Annotated in this window: 11 protein-coding genes; 6 read left to right on the top strand and 5 right to left on the bottom strand. The window is 31.9% G+C overall.

Annotation, left to right across the window (positions count from 1 at the left end):
• The first annotated feature begins 83 nt into the window (after window positions 1-83).
• Window positions 84-1,601, top strand: coding sequence for a GH3 auxin-responsive promoter family protein (locus Q0998_RS03695; RefSeq protein WP_299666421.1), 1,518 nt, complete (start codon window positions 84-86; stop codon window positions 1,599-1,601).
• A 19-nt stretch (window positions 1,602-1,620) separates the two neighbouring features.
• On the opposite strand, the gene Q0998_RS03690 is transcribed toward Q0998_RS03695, so the two are convergent.
• Window positions 1,621-2,691: an endonuclease/exonuclease/phosphatase family protein gene (locus Q0998_RS03690; RefSeq protein WP_299666418.1), complete on the bottom strand. Its 1,071-nt coding sequence runs from the start codon at window positions 2,689-2,691 to the stop codon at window positions 1,621-1,623.
• Between the two features lie 271 nt (window positions 2,692-2,962).
• On the opposite strand from Q0998_RS03690, the gene Q0998_RS03685 reads away from it, so the two are divergent.
• The 3 genes from Q0998_RS03685 (at window position 2,963) to Q0998_RS03675 (ending at window position 5,662) form a co-directional block, all read left to right on the top strand.
• Window positions 2,963-3,448: a DUF892 family protein gene (locus Q0998_RS03685; protein WP_299666416.1), complete on the top strand. Its 486-nt coding sequence runs from the start codon at window positions 2,963-2,965 to the stop codon at window positions 3,446-3,448.
• A gap of 179 nt (window positions 3,449-3,627) precedes the next feature.
• Window positions 3,628-4,890 carry a putative DNA modification/repair radical SAM protein gene (locus tag Q0998_RS03680; RefSeq protein ID WP_299666414.1) on the top strand — a complete coding sequence of 421 codons (1,263 nt, stop codon included), beginning with the start codon at window positions 3,628-3,630 and terminating at the stop codon, window positions 4,888-4,890.
• Between the two features lies 1 nt (window position 4,891).
• Window positions 4,892-5,662: a TIGR03915 family putative DNA repair protein gene (locus tag Q0998_RS03675; protein ID WP_299666411.1), complete on the top strand. Its 771-nt coding sequence runs from the start codon at window positions 4,892-4,894 to the stop codon at window positions 5,660-5,662.
• Between the two features lie 2 nt (window positions 5,663-5,664).
• Here Q0998_RS03675 and Q0998_RS03670 read toward each other — a convergent pair whose 3' ends face one another.
• The gene (locus tag Q0998_RS03670; RefSeq protein WP_299666409.1) at window positions 5,665-7,398 is read right to left on the bottom strand and encodes an FAD/NAD(P)-binding protein; all 1,734 of its coding nucleotides are present in this window, start codon (window positions 7,396-7,398) and stop codon (window positions 5,665-5,667) included.
• Window positions 7,395-7,958, bottom strand: a complete 564-nt coding sequence (locus tag Q0998_RS03665) for a hypothetical protein (protein ID WP_299666406.1) — start codon at window positions 7,956-7,958, stop codon at window positions 7,395-7,397. Before Q0998_RS03665 ends, Q0998_RS03670 begins: the two co-directional genes overlap by 4 nt.
• A 110-nt stretch (window positions 7,959-8,068) precedes the next feature.
• Here Q0998_RS03665 and ccsA point away from each other — a divergent pair, with 110 nt between their 5' ends.
• Entirely contained in the window at window positions 8,069-11,212 is a 3,144-nt protein-coding gene (gene ccsA / locus Q0998_RS03660; RefSeq protein ID WP_299666404.1) for a cytochrome c biogenesis protein CcsA, read from the top strand.
• A 120-nt stretch (window positions 11,213-11,332) separates the two neighbouring features.
• On the top strand, window positions 11,333-11,848 hold the full coding sequence (locus tag Q0998_RS03655; RefSeq protein ID WP_299666401.1) for a DUF2892 domain-containing protein: 516 nt from the start codon (window positions 11,333-11,335) through the stop codon (window positions 11,846-11,848).
• A gap of 58 nt (window positions 11,849-11,906) precedes the next feature.
• Here Q0998_RS03655 and Q0998_RS03650 read toward each other — a convergent pair whose 3' ends face one another.
• Window positions 11,907-13,535, bottom strand: coding sequence for a LysM peptidoglycan-binding domain-containing protein (locus Q0998_RS03650; protein WP_299666399.1), 1,629 nt, complete (start codon window positions 13,533-13,535; stop codon window positions 11,907-11,909).
• Between the two features lie 5 nt (window positions 13,536-13,540).
• Window positions 13,541-15,076: a glutamine-hydrolyzing GMP synthase gene (gene guaA, locus Q0998_RS03645; RefSeq protein ID WP_299666397.1), complete on the bottom strand. Its 1,536-nt coding sequence runs from the start codon at window positions 15,074-15,076 to the stop codon at window positions 13,541-13,543.
• Window positions 15,077-15,264 lie beyond the last annotated feature (188 nt).

Below are 15,264 nucleotides of genomic sequence, written 5' to 3'. Positions count from 1 at the left end.
AAATTTCTATTGCATTCACTAAAAAATCAATAGAGTTAATTTTATACAGTTTCTAATGTCATCTTTGTTAAAAAATACAACCAATGGCAATTTTAGGAAGCATCATTAAAGGAATTATAAACTTAACGGACACTCTTACATCTGAACCAAATCATATAGAATCTCAAAAAGAGGTCTTAAAAAATCTTTTAGATACTGCAAAAGACACACAGTTTGGGGAAGCTTATAACTTTAAAACAATTTTATTAAGTGATGATTTGCAAGAATCTTTTGCAGACGATGTTCCATATTTTGACTATAATTCTTTAAATGATAAGTGGTGGTATAAAATTCATGAAGGTGAATTAGATGTTACTTGGCCAGGAACGCCGTCTTACTTCGCACTGAGTTCTGGTACTACAGGAAAAACAAGTAAAAGAATTCCAGTTACTGATGACATGATTGCTGCCATTAAAAGCTCTGGAATAAAACAAGTTACATCTTTAAATAATTTTGAATTGCCTGCAGATTTCTTCGAAAAGGATATCATGATGTTAGGAAGTTCTACAGATTTAGATGAAAAAGACGACCATTTAGAAGGTGAAATTAGCGGAATTAGCGCCAGCAACATTCCATTTTGGTTTAAAGGATACTACAAACCAGGTGAAGAAATTGCTAAAATAGATGATTGGGATGAACGTGTACAACACATCGCAGAAAATGCAAAAACTTGGGACATTGGTGCACTAAGCGGAATACCTGCTTGGATAGAATTAATGCTACAAAAAGTAATAGAGTTCCATCAATTGAAAAACATTCATGAAATCTGGCCAAATTTGCAAGTATACACTTCTGGTGGTGTTGCTTTTGGTCCGTATGAAAAAAGTTTTAAAGCACTTTTAGGAAAACCCGTAACTGTTATTGACACCTATTTAGCTTCCGAAGGATATATTGCAACTCAGGTAAGACCAGATACAGATGCAATGCAATTAAATACAGACAATGGTATTTATTTTGAATTTGTTCCCATGAACCCAGATTTTATCAATGAAGATGGCGCTATCAAACAAGATGCGCCTTCGTTTACTTTAGATCAGGTACAACTCAATCAAGATTATATTTTAATTATTAGTACTGTTAGTGGTGCGTGGAGATATTTAATTGGAGACACCATCGAATTTACAAATATTGAAAAGGCAGAAATTAAAATTACGGGAAGAACAAAATTTTTCCTAAATACCGTTGGTTCTCAGCTATCTGTAAATAAAATGGATGATGCCATCAAACATTTAGAGGAAAAACTCTCAACCAAAATTACAGAATATACCATCAGTGCAAAAAGATTTGAAGATGGTGAATTTTACCACTCTTGGTATCTAGGTACAGATTTAGAGGCTAATAATGATATGATTGTTGAAGCATTAGACAATTTTCTAAAAGAAGCTAATAAGAATTATAAAGTTGCTAGAAGCAAAGCTTTAAAAGGGGTAAAAGTAACAGTAATCCCTGTAGAAAAATTTCACGATTGGAATGATAGCAATAAGAAAAAAGGCGGACAAGTTAAAATGGAACGTGTAATGAATGAAGAAAAATTCGCTGAATGGGAAGCGTTTGTAAATTAACACTCTTCCCATTTAAAAATTAGTTGTTCTTTTTTTGCTCTAAGAAATTTTCAATTTGATCATTCGCAAATGCTAAATCTTCTGCAGAAGCCGCTTCTGGTTTTTGTTCAGAAGATTTTTTTGGTTCGTATGTAAACTCTGTATACAATGGATAATGATCTGAAAAAATATCATCTCTAACTTCTATTTTTTGAACTCTAAATTCACTTGATATAAATATATGGTCTAAAGGCCATTTCAGAATATAACTTCTAGCACTATAGGTATTAAACATGCCTCTTCCAATTCTGGCATCTAGCAAACCACTAACATTGGCAAAAAGTTTTGAGGTTACAGACCAAGCAACATCATTAAAATCACCAAAAACAATTACAGGAAGTTCAGATGCTAAACTCATTTTAGCAACCATCATCATTTCTGCATCTCTATCTGTAGACATCATATTTTCCTGAGGTACAGGCGGTGTAGGATGAATCGCATAAAGCTGTATAACATCTCCGCTTTTCAACAGCGCTTTTGTATGAATAGACGGAATGCTATCAGCAACTAAAAATTTTGTGGTAGGATTTACCAATTCTAATTTAGAGTACAATGCCATTCCGTAAGCATTTTCTAAAGGAATTTCATATTTAAATGCATAAGCCTTGTTTATGGTGCTATGCAGACTTTTTAGCCACCTTTTATTCACTTCTGTCAAAAGAATAATATCTGGATTCAAGGTCTCAATTTCTTGAATCAGCAAATGACTCTTTTCGTTTTCTTGCAACACGTTAGCGGTGAAAATTTTTAGTTTCTGATGAGATTCAGCGCTAGAATCGAATACCTCAACCGTTGCCAATGGTGTATAGGGATATATTTTTACAAATTGATACCCACAACAAAAAATTAAAACACTAATAAACGCGTAATCTTTACTATTTTTAACATCAAATTTTATCAAATAGACTAAGATTGCTATTGAAGTAAGCATGGTTAATTGTGTATGCGGGAAATCGAACATTCTTATCCACCAATAATCAACAGGAATATACGGAGTAATTGTAAGGATTATTGCTACTATTCCAAAACCAATCAAAAATTTCTTTACCATTTTTCTATTTTTTTAAACTAAAATTATTTTGGGGCACATCATTTTTCTAATTATACCTTTTAAAAAACATGCCGAAAAAATACATTTAGGTATCATTATCAAATAATATGTAGCAAGATTACGAAAATTAATTAATTTACAACTCAAAACATTAATGAAAACCAAATGAAAAGTTAACATATTATTTGGGTTAAAGACTATCGCAATACCGCACAACAGAACTTAGAATCTAATGTATTTTTGAGCAAGTATTAATTTAAAAAATAGTATTATGAAAACCTTAAGAGATTTATTCGAACATGAAATTCAAGATTTATATTCTGCAGAAAAACAATTAAAGGAAACTTTTCCGCAATTAATTGACGAAGCCTCAGACGCCAAATTAACAGATTTACTCACAAAGTATAGTGATCAAAATAAAACACAATTAGAAGAAGTTAGACAAATTGCTGCTACTTTAAACACCAATCCTGGAAATTCTAAATGTGAAGCAATGGAAGGCTTGATTAAAGAATGTAAAGGCTTATTAAAACACGATATGACAGCCAATGTAAAAGATGCTGGTTTAATTGCACGTGTTCAAAGAATGATGCATTATGAAATTTCAGCATATGGAACCTCAGTAAGGTATGCTAAAGAATTAAAAGAAGATACCATTGCAGAAAAATTACAGAACATTTTAGATCAAAAATACAATGTTGATGAAAAATTAGGCGAAATGGCGAAGAAAAGAATTAACGAAGAAGCAATCGCATAATTTTTCTTTCATTAAAATAGATTAGAACCGACTTTAAACGTCGGTTTTTTTTGTGAAACAGTTTTTATCGCTGGAAAAATGTCATTCAGAAACGGAATTTTGATGGTTAGAAATTGTAAATTGTAATGATTTTAAACCCTACATCGTTATTAAAACAATTTACTCAATACCAACAACTTATGTCTTTTGAAAGAACTTTAGAAAAACTTAAAATTTTAGCAGATGCTGCTAAATATGACGTCTCTTGTTCTTCAAGCGGTAGTCAAAGAAAAAATACAAATAAGGGCATTGGGGATTCTACGGGAATGGGCATCTGCCATTCGTATACAGAAGACGGGCGTTGCGTTTCTCTACTTAAAATTCTGTTAACCAACTACTGTATTTTTGATTGTGCCTATTGTGTTACCAGAAAAAGTAACGATGTAAAACGCGCCGCTTTTAAAGTGCAAGAAGTAGTAGATTTGACTATTAATTTTTATAGAAGAAACTATATTGAAGGTTTGTTTTTAAGTTCTGGAATTTTTAAAAGTGCAGATTATACGATGGAACGCTTAGTTGCTGTCGCAAAAAAGTTACGAATAGAAGAAAATTTTAATGGCTATATCCATTTAAAATCCATACCAGGAGCTTCAGATGAATTGATGCGAGAAGCGGGTTTGTATGCTGATCGATTGAGTGTGAATATTGAGATTCCTACAAAATCTGGGCTAAAGTTATTGGCACCCGATAAGAATTTTGAAGATTTTATAAAACCTATGGAAAAGGTGAAAAATGAAATTATTCAATACAAAGCAGAAAAGAAAATTATAAAAAGTACGCCTAAATACGCTCCTGCAGGTCAAAGTACACAAATGATAGTTGGTGCAAGCGGAGAAAATGATTTTCAAATTTTAAAAACCGCAGAGCATTATTATAAAAATTACAATCTTAAAAGAGTCTATTACTCAGGTTATGTTCCAATAAGTTTAGACAGCCGTTTGCCAAAAATTGGTAGTGAAGTGCCAATGTTAAGAGAAAACAGATTGTATCAATCAGATTGGTTGACACGTTTTTATGGATTTCAAACTAGCGAAATTGTAAATCAGAACCATCAAAATTTAGATTTAGACATCGATCCAAAGTTAAGTTGGGCCTTAAGAAATTTACACGAGTTCCCTGTAGATGTTAATAAAGCAGAGAAAAGAATGTTGGCTAGAGTACCTGGAGTTGGTATGAAATCTGTTGCAAAGATTGTAATGGCAAGAAAACACAGAAGGTTGAATTGGGAACATCTTAAAAAAATTGGAATTGCATTTAACAGAGCACAATATTTTTTAGTTTGTGATAGCCATCAATTTGAAAGAAGAGATTTAACTGCTGAAAAAATTAAAGCAAGCATTTTTAAAAATTCAAAGAGCAAATATGAAAAACTATTAAGTCCACAATTAAATCTATTTTCTTAAAATGAATGGAAAGATTTTAATTTATGATGGTTCTTTTGAAGGTTTTTTAACGTGCATATTTCATATTTTTGAATACAATTTAAAAGATGTTTCTATTCAAAATGAATTCTTAATTCAAAACGGATTGTTCTCAGAAAACGAAACGATTATTACTGATAAAGAGAAATCAGATAGGGTTTGGCAAGGTTTAAAAGGAAAGGTTGCAGCAATTTCAGCTACCAAAATGTATTATGCTTTTTTAAGTGAACAGCTGGGTATAGAAAATATCTTATTAGATTATTTGCAATATATTTTTAGTACGAAAAAAAAGGTAGACACCGATTTTACACATGCTAGCGTACTAAAGACTTCTCAAATTGCAAAAAATGTAAGTAGAGAAAAACATAGAATGGAAGCTTTTGTTCGTTTCAAATTAACAAAAGATGAAATTTACTTCGCAAACATCGCACCAGATTTTAATGTTTTACCTTTAATTTCTAAGCATTTTAAAAGTAGATATGCCGATCAGAAATGGGTTATTTATGATATTAAAAGAAATTACGGTTTGCACTATGATTTAAATTCTTTGGAAATCATTCAAATGGACTTTCCAAAGAATTTCGACTTTTCTAAAACAGATGACAACTTCTTTTCGGAAAAAGAATTTGAATTTCAGAAATTATGGCAAGACTATTTTAAAAGCACCAATATTACCGAAAGGAAAAATATGAAATTACATATTAGACATGTTCCAAAACGCTATTGGAAATATTTAAGTGAAAAACAACCTTAAAATTATTCCTTTAATCTATTTACACAACCCACAGCCCAATCTTCTATTCTCGTTCCAAAGCATTCTAATATCGCATCTACACCAATAACACTTCCTTTTGCCAACCTTCCTAAAACTGCAATGGGTAGAAATGAATTATTTTGAGCGTTTAAAATGAGCCCATCTTTTTGTGTATGAATGCCCAATTTAGAATGAATGGGTTTTATCAAATCATTTCTTAATAAATTCTGAATAATTAAAGAAGAAACTTCTAATAATTTAGGGGCACTTAACACACTGTTTATGATTACTGTTACCTCAACTGAATTTTCCTCTTTCTCAAAATTCCATGCATGAGGTTCGTTACGAATATTAGGATTGTTTGCGAAATTAAAATCGATACGATTACATTTATGCAACGCTAGCAGTTGTTGCATGCTCTCTAAAGGCGGCCCATAAGAATAGCGCTTCATTTGTTCATCTAATAAAATTACGGAAGCGATGATTGTTTCATCAATATTCGCATGAGAGAAAGATTTGTATAAAATGGGCTGGCAATGACGAATGACTTGTCCGACACAAAAATCTAATGAGACGGCTTTCTTTCCGCAGGCCATTTCTACAAAAGAACTAATAATTTGATCTGTACTACAATTTGTGGGTTGAATGAGTTTATGAGCGTAATTTGGATCTGTCAACCATTTTATAACAATTGTTTCTAATGCAGTCTTGTCTATATTTTCATCAAAAAGTTTATTTTCTAGTTCGAAATAATTTTCGACACTAATTTTTGCAATTGCTTCTTTTAAAAAGGTATTGTCTTCTACTGCTACATTTCCGTCAGCAACATCGCGTATTGTTTTCTCGAAATACGTAGCTTGTGTTTTAGATAAAGAGAATTGACGATCAATCTTTGGATTTAAAGGTTTGGAAACTATCGGCAAGCCATCTAATGAGTACGGAATTATCTTTTTTGGTACATCTATTCCCGAAATAAATTCAGACTCAAATGTATATTTGTTCAGTATTTTAAAGCGACCACCTTTACCAATTGTTAAAGCCCTAACAGCATCTATCATTGCCAAACCTAAACCTCTAATAGCAACGTTTTTCTCGCTATTGATAGCTTTTGAATTGATAATATTTTCTATCGGATAGGTTTCTGGAAAACTTATCCTATCATCATCAATAGACTGCATTTCAAAATCTTTGATATCTTCATCAATTTTAGTGGGTTGATGACCAATGGTTAGTACAACTTCATCAAAAATATATGAGTTCTTTTTTAAATCTATTAAAGTAATTGTGTCTGCGTTGTACTCTAGATCTGTAATTAAAACCTGTTCAACAGCAATCATTTTATGTTCTAGTAAAATATTTACAATTGAGTCTGCTCTTTCAGACAAATAATTTCCTATCTTTTTTCTTGGAGGAAATTGATCTGCATCAGTTTCATCTAGATTTTTCTCGTCTCTATGTGACCACTTTAAATAAGATGGAAATGAAGGAATGGTCACGTTTTTAAAAACAAGTTCTGGCCTTCCTTCCAAATCCTTTAAAGCTCTTTCCGATATATTTACCCAATTAATTGCTGGCTGCTTTGTATTCCAAACTTTACTGGTTCCTAATTCTTTTTCTATTTCAAAAAGGGTTGTGTGAATATTAATGGCTAAATTTTCTTTAGAAATTTCTACAAATAGGTTTTCTAAAGCACTCAAGCCTCTTGGCCCAAAGCCAACAATTGCTAGTTTTTTCATAAGACTTTATTTATTTCGTTTCTCTCCTCTACCAATACCATAATTTCTTCCGGAGATAAATAATACCTTCTAATTCGTTTCTTATAATCTTCAGAAATATCGGCATTGTTTAATATAAAATCTTTTGTTTTTAAAATATAACTTTCCATATTATGTTTTACTGCAAAACCATCTGCGGCTCTTTCTGCTTCAACAATATGATTGTCGGATAATAGATATTTAATACCAAACCAAATTAAGTTCAATTTGTTTCTATGTTGGTAGTCCATGATATGCCCTAATTCATGGCCTATCCAACCAATAAAAATATCTCTAGGAATGTCTCTCGTAGAGAATTCTTTATCTGATATTTTAAATTTCTCGCTAATTAACACTAAAAATTTTCTGTTTTTTTTGGTTTTAAAAAAACTATCAAATGTGGGTCTTGCCTGCATTGTAGACTTTTTAATATTCTTTTTAAACTTAAATTCTATATGAATATCATTTAGTTGCGGATAGTAGTTTAAGGCAGTTTGTACTTCTTCTTTTATTGAATTTGGGATGATATGTTTCTCTGGCATAAATGCTTTTAAATTTAATAATATTTAACGTATAAATATACCGCTATCAAGAAGTAAAATTGTGCTTTTATGCTTAAATTTGTAACTCTTTTAAAAAGCACTTCATAAGGATGAAAAAATTATTCAATTTCCTCTATTCTACTCGTCTAACAGCTGTTTTGTTTATTTTATTTGCAACAGCAATGGCAATAGCCACTTTTATAGAAAATGATTACGGCACACAAACCTCAAAAGCACTTGTTTACAATGCTTGGTGGTTTGAAGCCATCATGATTTTCTTTGTTGTAAATTTCTTCGGAAATATTTTTAGGTATCGTTTGTATAAAAAAGAAAAATGGGCAGTTTTAATGTTCCACTCTGCATTCTTGTTGATTCTTATCGGAGCAGGCATCACACGTTATATTGGTTATGAGGGCATTATGCTGATTGAAGAAGGAGAAACCACTAATAAATTTTTATCTGAAACTACCTATCTAAATGCTATTGTAGATGATGGGAATTCTCAAAAACCAGAAATAAACGAACCGATTATGCTTTCTGCTTGGGGCAGTAATACTTGGTCTTATTCAGATGCTTTTGAAACAAAAGAAAAAAAGATCGCTTTTAATTTTGAATTGGTAGACTATATTCCTTGGGCTGAAAAGAAATTAATTGAAGATGAAAATGGTGTAGCACATTTATTTTTTGTAGAATCTTCTGAAGGTACACGTCATGAACATTGGATTGAAAAAGGAACCCTACAAAACATTCACGGAATTTTAGTTGGTTTTGAAGCAGAAAGTGACAATGCTTCTGTAAACTTTACCAAAGAAAATGGCGTTTTAAAAATGGTTTCGAAGACTGATGGAGATTGGTTTCGAATGGCAGATCAAAAAAAGGGGAAAATTGTAAAAGACTCCGTTCAAAACTTTCAATATTTAACGCTTCATACTATTGGTGAATTACAGTTTGTAATTCCTAAACCTGCAGAAAAAGGAATTATGACCACTGTTAGCGGTCCAAAAGATGATAAAAAACAAGATGTTATTATCGTAGATATTACTGCCAATAATCAAACAGAAAGAGTAGCATTAACCGGTGGAAAATTTAATTCAGATGGTTCTATATCTGTTGAAGTGGGTGGTTTAAATTTTAGAATGCTCTATGGTGCTAAAATATTAGAAACGCCTTTTAGCATCAAGCTAAATGATTTTCAACTAGATAAATATCCAGGATCAGAAAGTGCTGCTGCCTATGCCAGTGAAGTAACTGTAATTGACCCAAAAGAAACATTTGATTATCGAATTTTTATGAATCACATTCTAGACCACAAAGGCTATAAGTTTTTTCAAGCAAGTTATGATTTAACGGGTGAAAAAGAAGAAACGCACCTTTCTGTAAATCATGATTTTTTAGGAACCTTTGTTACTTATTTAGGATATTCTTTATTATACACGGGATTAATTTGTATTCTTTTTGCAAAAAATACACGTTTTGATGATTTGAAAAAAGGATTGCTTAAAATTAGAAAAAAGAAATTGACAATGTCTATTGTAGCAACGTTGTTTTTATCAACTTTCGCATTTGCGCAACACAATGACAATCATCAAAATAAAAAGATTACACACCAACAGATAGATTCTATTTTAGAAGCCAATAGCGTCGATGCAAAACACGCAGAGAGCTTTAACAGATTGGTCATACAGGACGATGGAAGAATGAAGCCTGCACATACTTTTGCTTCAGAATTGGTTCGAAAAGTAAGTAAAATAGAAAAATTTAAGGACATGGAACCAAGTCAGGTTTTGTTGTCTATCATAGAAAACCCTAGACTTTGGTATGAAGTTCCTGTGATTTATTTAGAAAAAGGAAACACTAAAATTAGAGAATTTATAGGAATTGCAGATACTGCAAAATATGCAGCATTGTCTGACTTTGTAACCCCAAGAGGTATTTATAAAATAGAAAAGAAAGTTGCTGAAGCACAACAAAAAAAGGTTAAAAATAAATTTGAGAAAGATCTTATTAAAATAGATAGAAGAATTGGTTTATTGTACTCTGCAATTGGTGGTGGAATCTTAAAAATTTATCCAATTCCTGGTGATGAAAACAATACATGGGTTTCGCAACCAGAAACCTCAACGGCAAATTTTAAAGGAACAGATTCTGTTTTTGTACGTCAGTCTTTACCAGTTTACATTCAATTTTTGCAGAAAGGAAAGAAAACGAATGATTATACAGATGCCAACAAAATTTTAGACGGTATTAAGAAGTTTCAACAAAAATTTGGTTCTGAAGTAATTCCTACCGAAAAAAGAATAGAACTTGAAATTGCTTATAACAAAATTCTACCTTTCCAAAGACTTTCTACCTATTATGGCTATGTAAGTTTGCTTTTAATCATTTTTGTGATTTGGCAAATCTTTAGTTCTAAAAAATGGATCAATACCGTTGTAAAAATATTAACGGTAATTGTTGTTGGTTTATTTATTTTTCACACTTTAGGCTTAATTTCTCGCTGGTACATTAGCGGTTATGCACCTTGGAGTAATGCCTATGAATCTATCATTTTTGTTGCTTGGGCCACCATGTTGTTCGGTCTTTTTATAGGCAGAAAATCTGCATTAACAATTACTGCAACCGCATTTTTAGTGGCAATAACTCTCGGTTTTGCGCATCAAAATTGGTTAGACCCAGAAATTGCTAATTTGCAACCCGTATTAAATTCTTGGTGGCTTTTAGTGCATACTTCTATTATTGTAGCAAGTTATGGCCCGCTTTCTTTAGGAATGATTTTAGGAATTTTTGCCCTTTTCTTAATGGTTTTTACAAATGAAAAGAATAAAAAGAAGATGGATTTAAACATCAAAGAGATAACTATTATTAATGAAATGGCAGTTACTGTTGGGTTGATTATGTTAACCATTGGGAACTTTTTAGGCGGAATGTGGGCAAATGAAAGTTGGGGACGTTATTGGGGTTGGGATCCTAAAGAAACTTGGGCTTTAATTTCTATCATGGTATATGCTTTTGTTTTACACATGCGTTTAATTCCTGGTTTGAGAGGGAGATACACCTTTAATCTATGGTCTATTATCGCATATGCTTCTATAATGATGACCTATTTTGGAGTAAACTTCTACTTATCTGGCTTGCATTCGTATGCTAGTGGAGATCGAGTGATCACACCCACTTCTATTTATTATTCTGTTGGGTTTGTATTTATTCTAGGATTATTTGCATGGTTTAAATATCGTAAATATTATAAGAAATAAAATTCTTTTTACCTGCAAGGTTTTAAAAACCTTGTAGGTATTTAAACTCAAAAAATGTACTTTTGCTTTTCAAATTAAATAATCTCTCGACTGCGCTCGAGGAGACAACTAAAAACAACTATGTTTCATAAAAATATAAAATTAATAATAGCAGGTTTGATTTCTGTTTGGGCTGTGTATCAATTTACTCAAGGGAATATTATGAACGGAATTTCCATTTTACTTTTAGCTGGAATTTTTGTTTTATTGTACTTTAAAAATGAGTTTATTTTGTTGGCTTTTTTACAATTGCGGAAACAAAATTTTGAAGGAACTAAAAAATGGTTAAGTTATATTAAAAATCCTGAAACGGCTTTGACCACTAAACAACATGGATATTACAATTATTTACATGGTATCATGCTAAGTCAAACAAACATTACGCAAGCAGAAAAATATTTGCGTAAAGCTGTAAAATTAGGTTTGGCAATGGATCATGATTTGGCGATGGCCAAATTGCAATTGGCAGGAATTGCCATGACTAAAAGACGTAAACGTGAAGCAACTAATTTAATGGCAGAAGCTAAAAAATTAGACAAACACGGTATGTTAAAGGAGCAAATGCAAATGATGAAACAACAGATGAAGAAAATCTAAGTATAAAAAAAACCGTTAGAATAATTTCTAACGGATTTTTTTTGCTCAATTAATAACTTTATTTGATTCTTGTTAAGGTTAAATCTGGATTGTACTTCACCAAAAACAAGCCTTTATTTTCTGTTATTTTAAAAAGTTTGTCGGTATAATCAAACTTACTTTCTACTCGATAAGAATAGCCTTCATCAAAAGTAGATTTTAAACTCTTTCCTGAGGCCAAACGCATTAAAATATCGTAGGTAATATCAAATCCTTTTGTTGCGTAAAAAGATGGCAATACGCCATTTTTTCTTAGATACTTTCTATTAAAAGTTCTAGATTTAAAAGAATCTTCTCTAATATACTCGTCACTCACATAAGTAAAGCCTAATTGTGCTAGTTTTGCATTGTCTACTTTATTAAATGCACTTACTTTATCAAAAGTAAAAACTCTTGCAGAGACAAATTCTGGCAAACTGATTAAACTGTTGATGGCACTGGCAACAATTACATTATCGTCTGTTGTCATCACCACAATATTTTTCATGTCTGGCTTTAAAACATCTAAAAATTTTTGTTTTTTAATATATCCATTTTCAGGAATAATAATGCTTACTCCAGAGATAGAATCACTCGATTCTAAAATCTTTTCAATTCTCTTTGAATTGTAGTTAGAATCGCCTTGCCCATCACCAACAATTACAATATTTCCGTCATGAAAATTCTCTTCGATATACTCTAGTAGTTTATCTCTAAATAAATTTTTATTTGGTGAAGTTTTCACAATTCTTCGCCCCGTAAAATTGGCTTGTTTCTTAGAATAGACAGGAAAAACAACTGGTGTTTTTACTTTTCCTGCTAAATATTGAACTTCCTCTGAATATAGAGGACCAATAATAACATCATTATCATCAAGATCATTTTCTTCAATAATACTTCTTATTTTAGAACTGTTTCTTCCAGTATCATACACATCTATATGTAATTGTATTCCTTGTCTTCTTAAAGAATCGATTGCGATTTCTGCACCTAAATAAAAATCGGTTACAATGTTTGCCAATTTACTATTATCAAAAATTGCATCACTAGAAAGTGTATCTAATTCTGAAGCTCTAAATGGCAACATGATTGCTGCTTTTATAGAAATTCCGTCTTTTATTTCATCCTTGTAAAGAAAATTATCATCTTCGAAAACATCTTCAATAGGCATAATTTTAATGAGTTGCCCAAGTTTTAAACCTTCAGATAATTCTAGATTCAATTCAATTAACTCATCTCTAGTAACATTATAGAACCTGGTAAGACTAAAGAATGTATCTCCTTTTGCTACTTCGTGAATTTTAAATTCCTTTTCTAATTTTTCTATAAGAAGGTTTCTTTGCAGTTCCTTATCATCGATAGCATTCACAATATCTTCTTTCTTCTCTTTTTCAGGACTAATATCTTTTGAAGAATCTTTTTTATTGCCATCAATTATTATTGAAACCATTTTCTTGTTAGGAACAATAATTACAGTATTTGCTTCTGGTTTTCTGCTCACATCTGGATTTAGTCGGAGCAAGTCCTGAGTTCTCATATCCAACTTATTGGCTATTAAACGCATGGTTTCTCCTTCTTTAACCTTGTACTGAACGTATTTCTTTTGCTGACCGCAAGAAACGGTAAACGTTAGGATACACAGAAAAACAAAAAATTTAAGATGTCTCATATATTTTATTCCCATTCTATAGTTGCAGGTGGTTTAGAACTAATGTCGTACACTACTCTATTAACGCCTTTAACTTGATTTATTATTTTATTTGATGTTTTTTGTAGAAATTCGTATGGTAAATTCACCCAATCTGCCGTCATACCATCGGTACTTTCTACAGCTCGAAGTGCTACCACCTTTTCATACGTTCTTTCATCTCCCATGACTCCAACAGAATTTACAGGAAGTAGCATTGCACCAGCTTGCCAAACTTTATCGTACAAACCATCTTCTCTTAAACCGTTGATAAATATCGCATCTACTTCTTGCAAAATACGAACTTTTTCTGGGGTAATATCACTTAATATCCGAATGGCCAACCCAGGCCCTGGAAAAGGATGACGTCCTAATAATTCAGAATCAATTCCCATAGAAGCACCCACTCTTCTTACTTCGTCTTTAAAAATCATTTTCAAAGGCTCTACAATCTTTAGTTTCATAAAATCTGGCAAACCACCCACATTATGATGGCTTTTAATGGTTGCTGAAGGCCCACCATTTACAGAAACCGACTCAATTACATCAGGATAAATAGTTCCTTGTGCCAACCAAGTTACCTCTTTTATTTGGTGTGCTTCATCATCAAAAACCTCTATAAATGCATTTCCAATTGCTTTTCTTTTCTTTTCAGGATCAGATAATCCTGCTAAAGCAGTTAGAAAACGTTCAGATGCATCTACACCTTTTACATTTAATCCCATGCCTTCATATTGCGTTAACACACTTTCAAACTCGTTTTTACGCAACAAACCATTGTTTACAAAAATGCAATACAGATTTTTACCAATCGCTTTGTGTAACAACACTGCAGCAACGGTAGAATCTACTCCTCCAGAAAGCCCTAAAACTACTTTGTCCTTTCCAACCGTTTTTTTTATGGAAGCAACGGTGCCTTCAACAAAAGAGTCTGCCGTCCAAGTTTGTGCAACACCCGCAATTTTTACTAAGAAATTTTCTAATAATTGTTTTCCATCTTTTGTATGATATACTTCTGGATGAAATTGAATTCCGTAGGTTTCTTCTCCTTCAATTTTATAAGCTGCATTTTCTACATCGGTTGTACTTGCTAATAAAACGCCGTTTTCTGGTAATTCTTTAATGGTATCTGAATGGCTCATCCAAACTTGACTTCCCTTAAAAATATTTTCAAAGAAAGGTTCGTTATTTTTTATGAATGATAAATTTGCTCTCCCATATTCTCTAGTATTTGAAGGCGCTACCTTTCCACCAGAAAAATGTGCTAAATATTGTGCACCATAACAAACTGCTAATAATGGTTTTTTACCTCTTACTTCTGATACATCTGGATGTAAGACATTTTCTCCTCTTACAGAATTTGGACTTCCAGACAAAATGATCGCTTTAAATTCTGATGCATTTTTTGGTGGGTTGTTATAAGGATGAATTTCACAATAGATGTTTAATTCTCTTACCCTTCTCGCAATTAGTTGAGTGTACTGCGAGCCGAAATCTAAAATAAGTACGTTGTGTTGTTGCATGCGCAAAAATAATATTTTGATTTTAGAAAAAGGAGTTTAAATGGGACATTTTTTAACAAAAAAAATCCCTAATAAAAATTTCTTAAAACGGACTATTTTAAAGGCAGCGTCATAGAGATATTTCACCAGTTTCATTTTGAAATATTGTTGTCAGATATAAAAGCCAAGATCGCTGCGCTGAAAGAACA

The sequence above is a fragment of the uncultured Polaribacter sp. genome (genome assembly GCF_947501385.1).
Lineage (GTDB): Bacteria > Bacteroidota > Bacteroidia > Flavobacteriales > Flavobacteriaceae > Polaribacter.
Note: the sequence above shows the minus strand (reverse complement) of the source record. Positions and strands in the feature narration are given on the sequence as shown.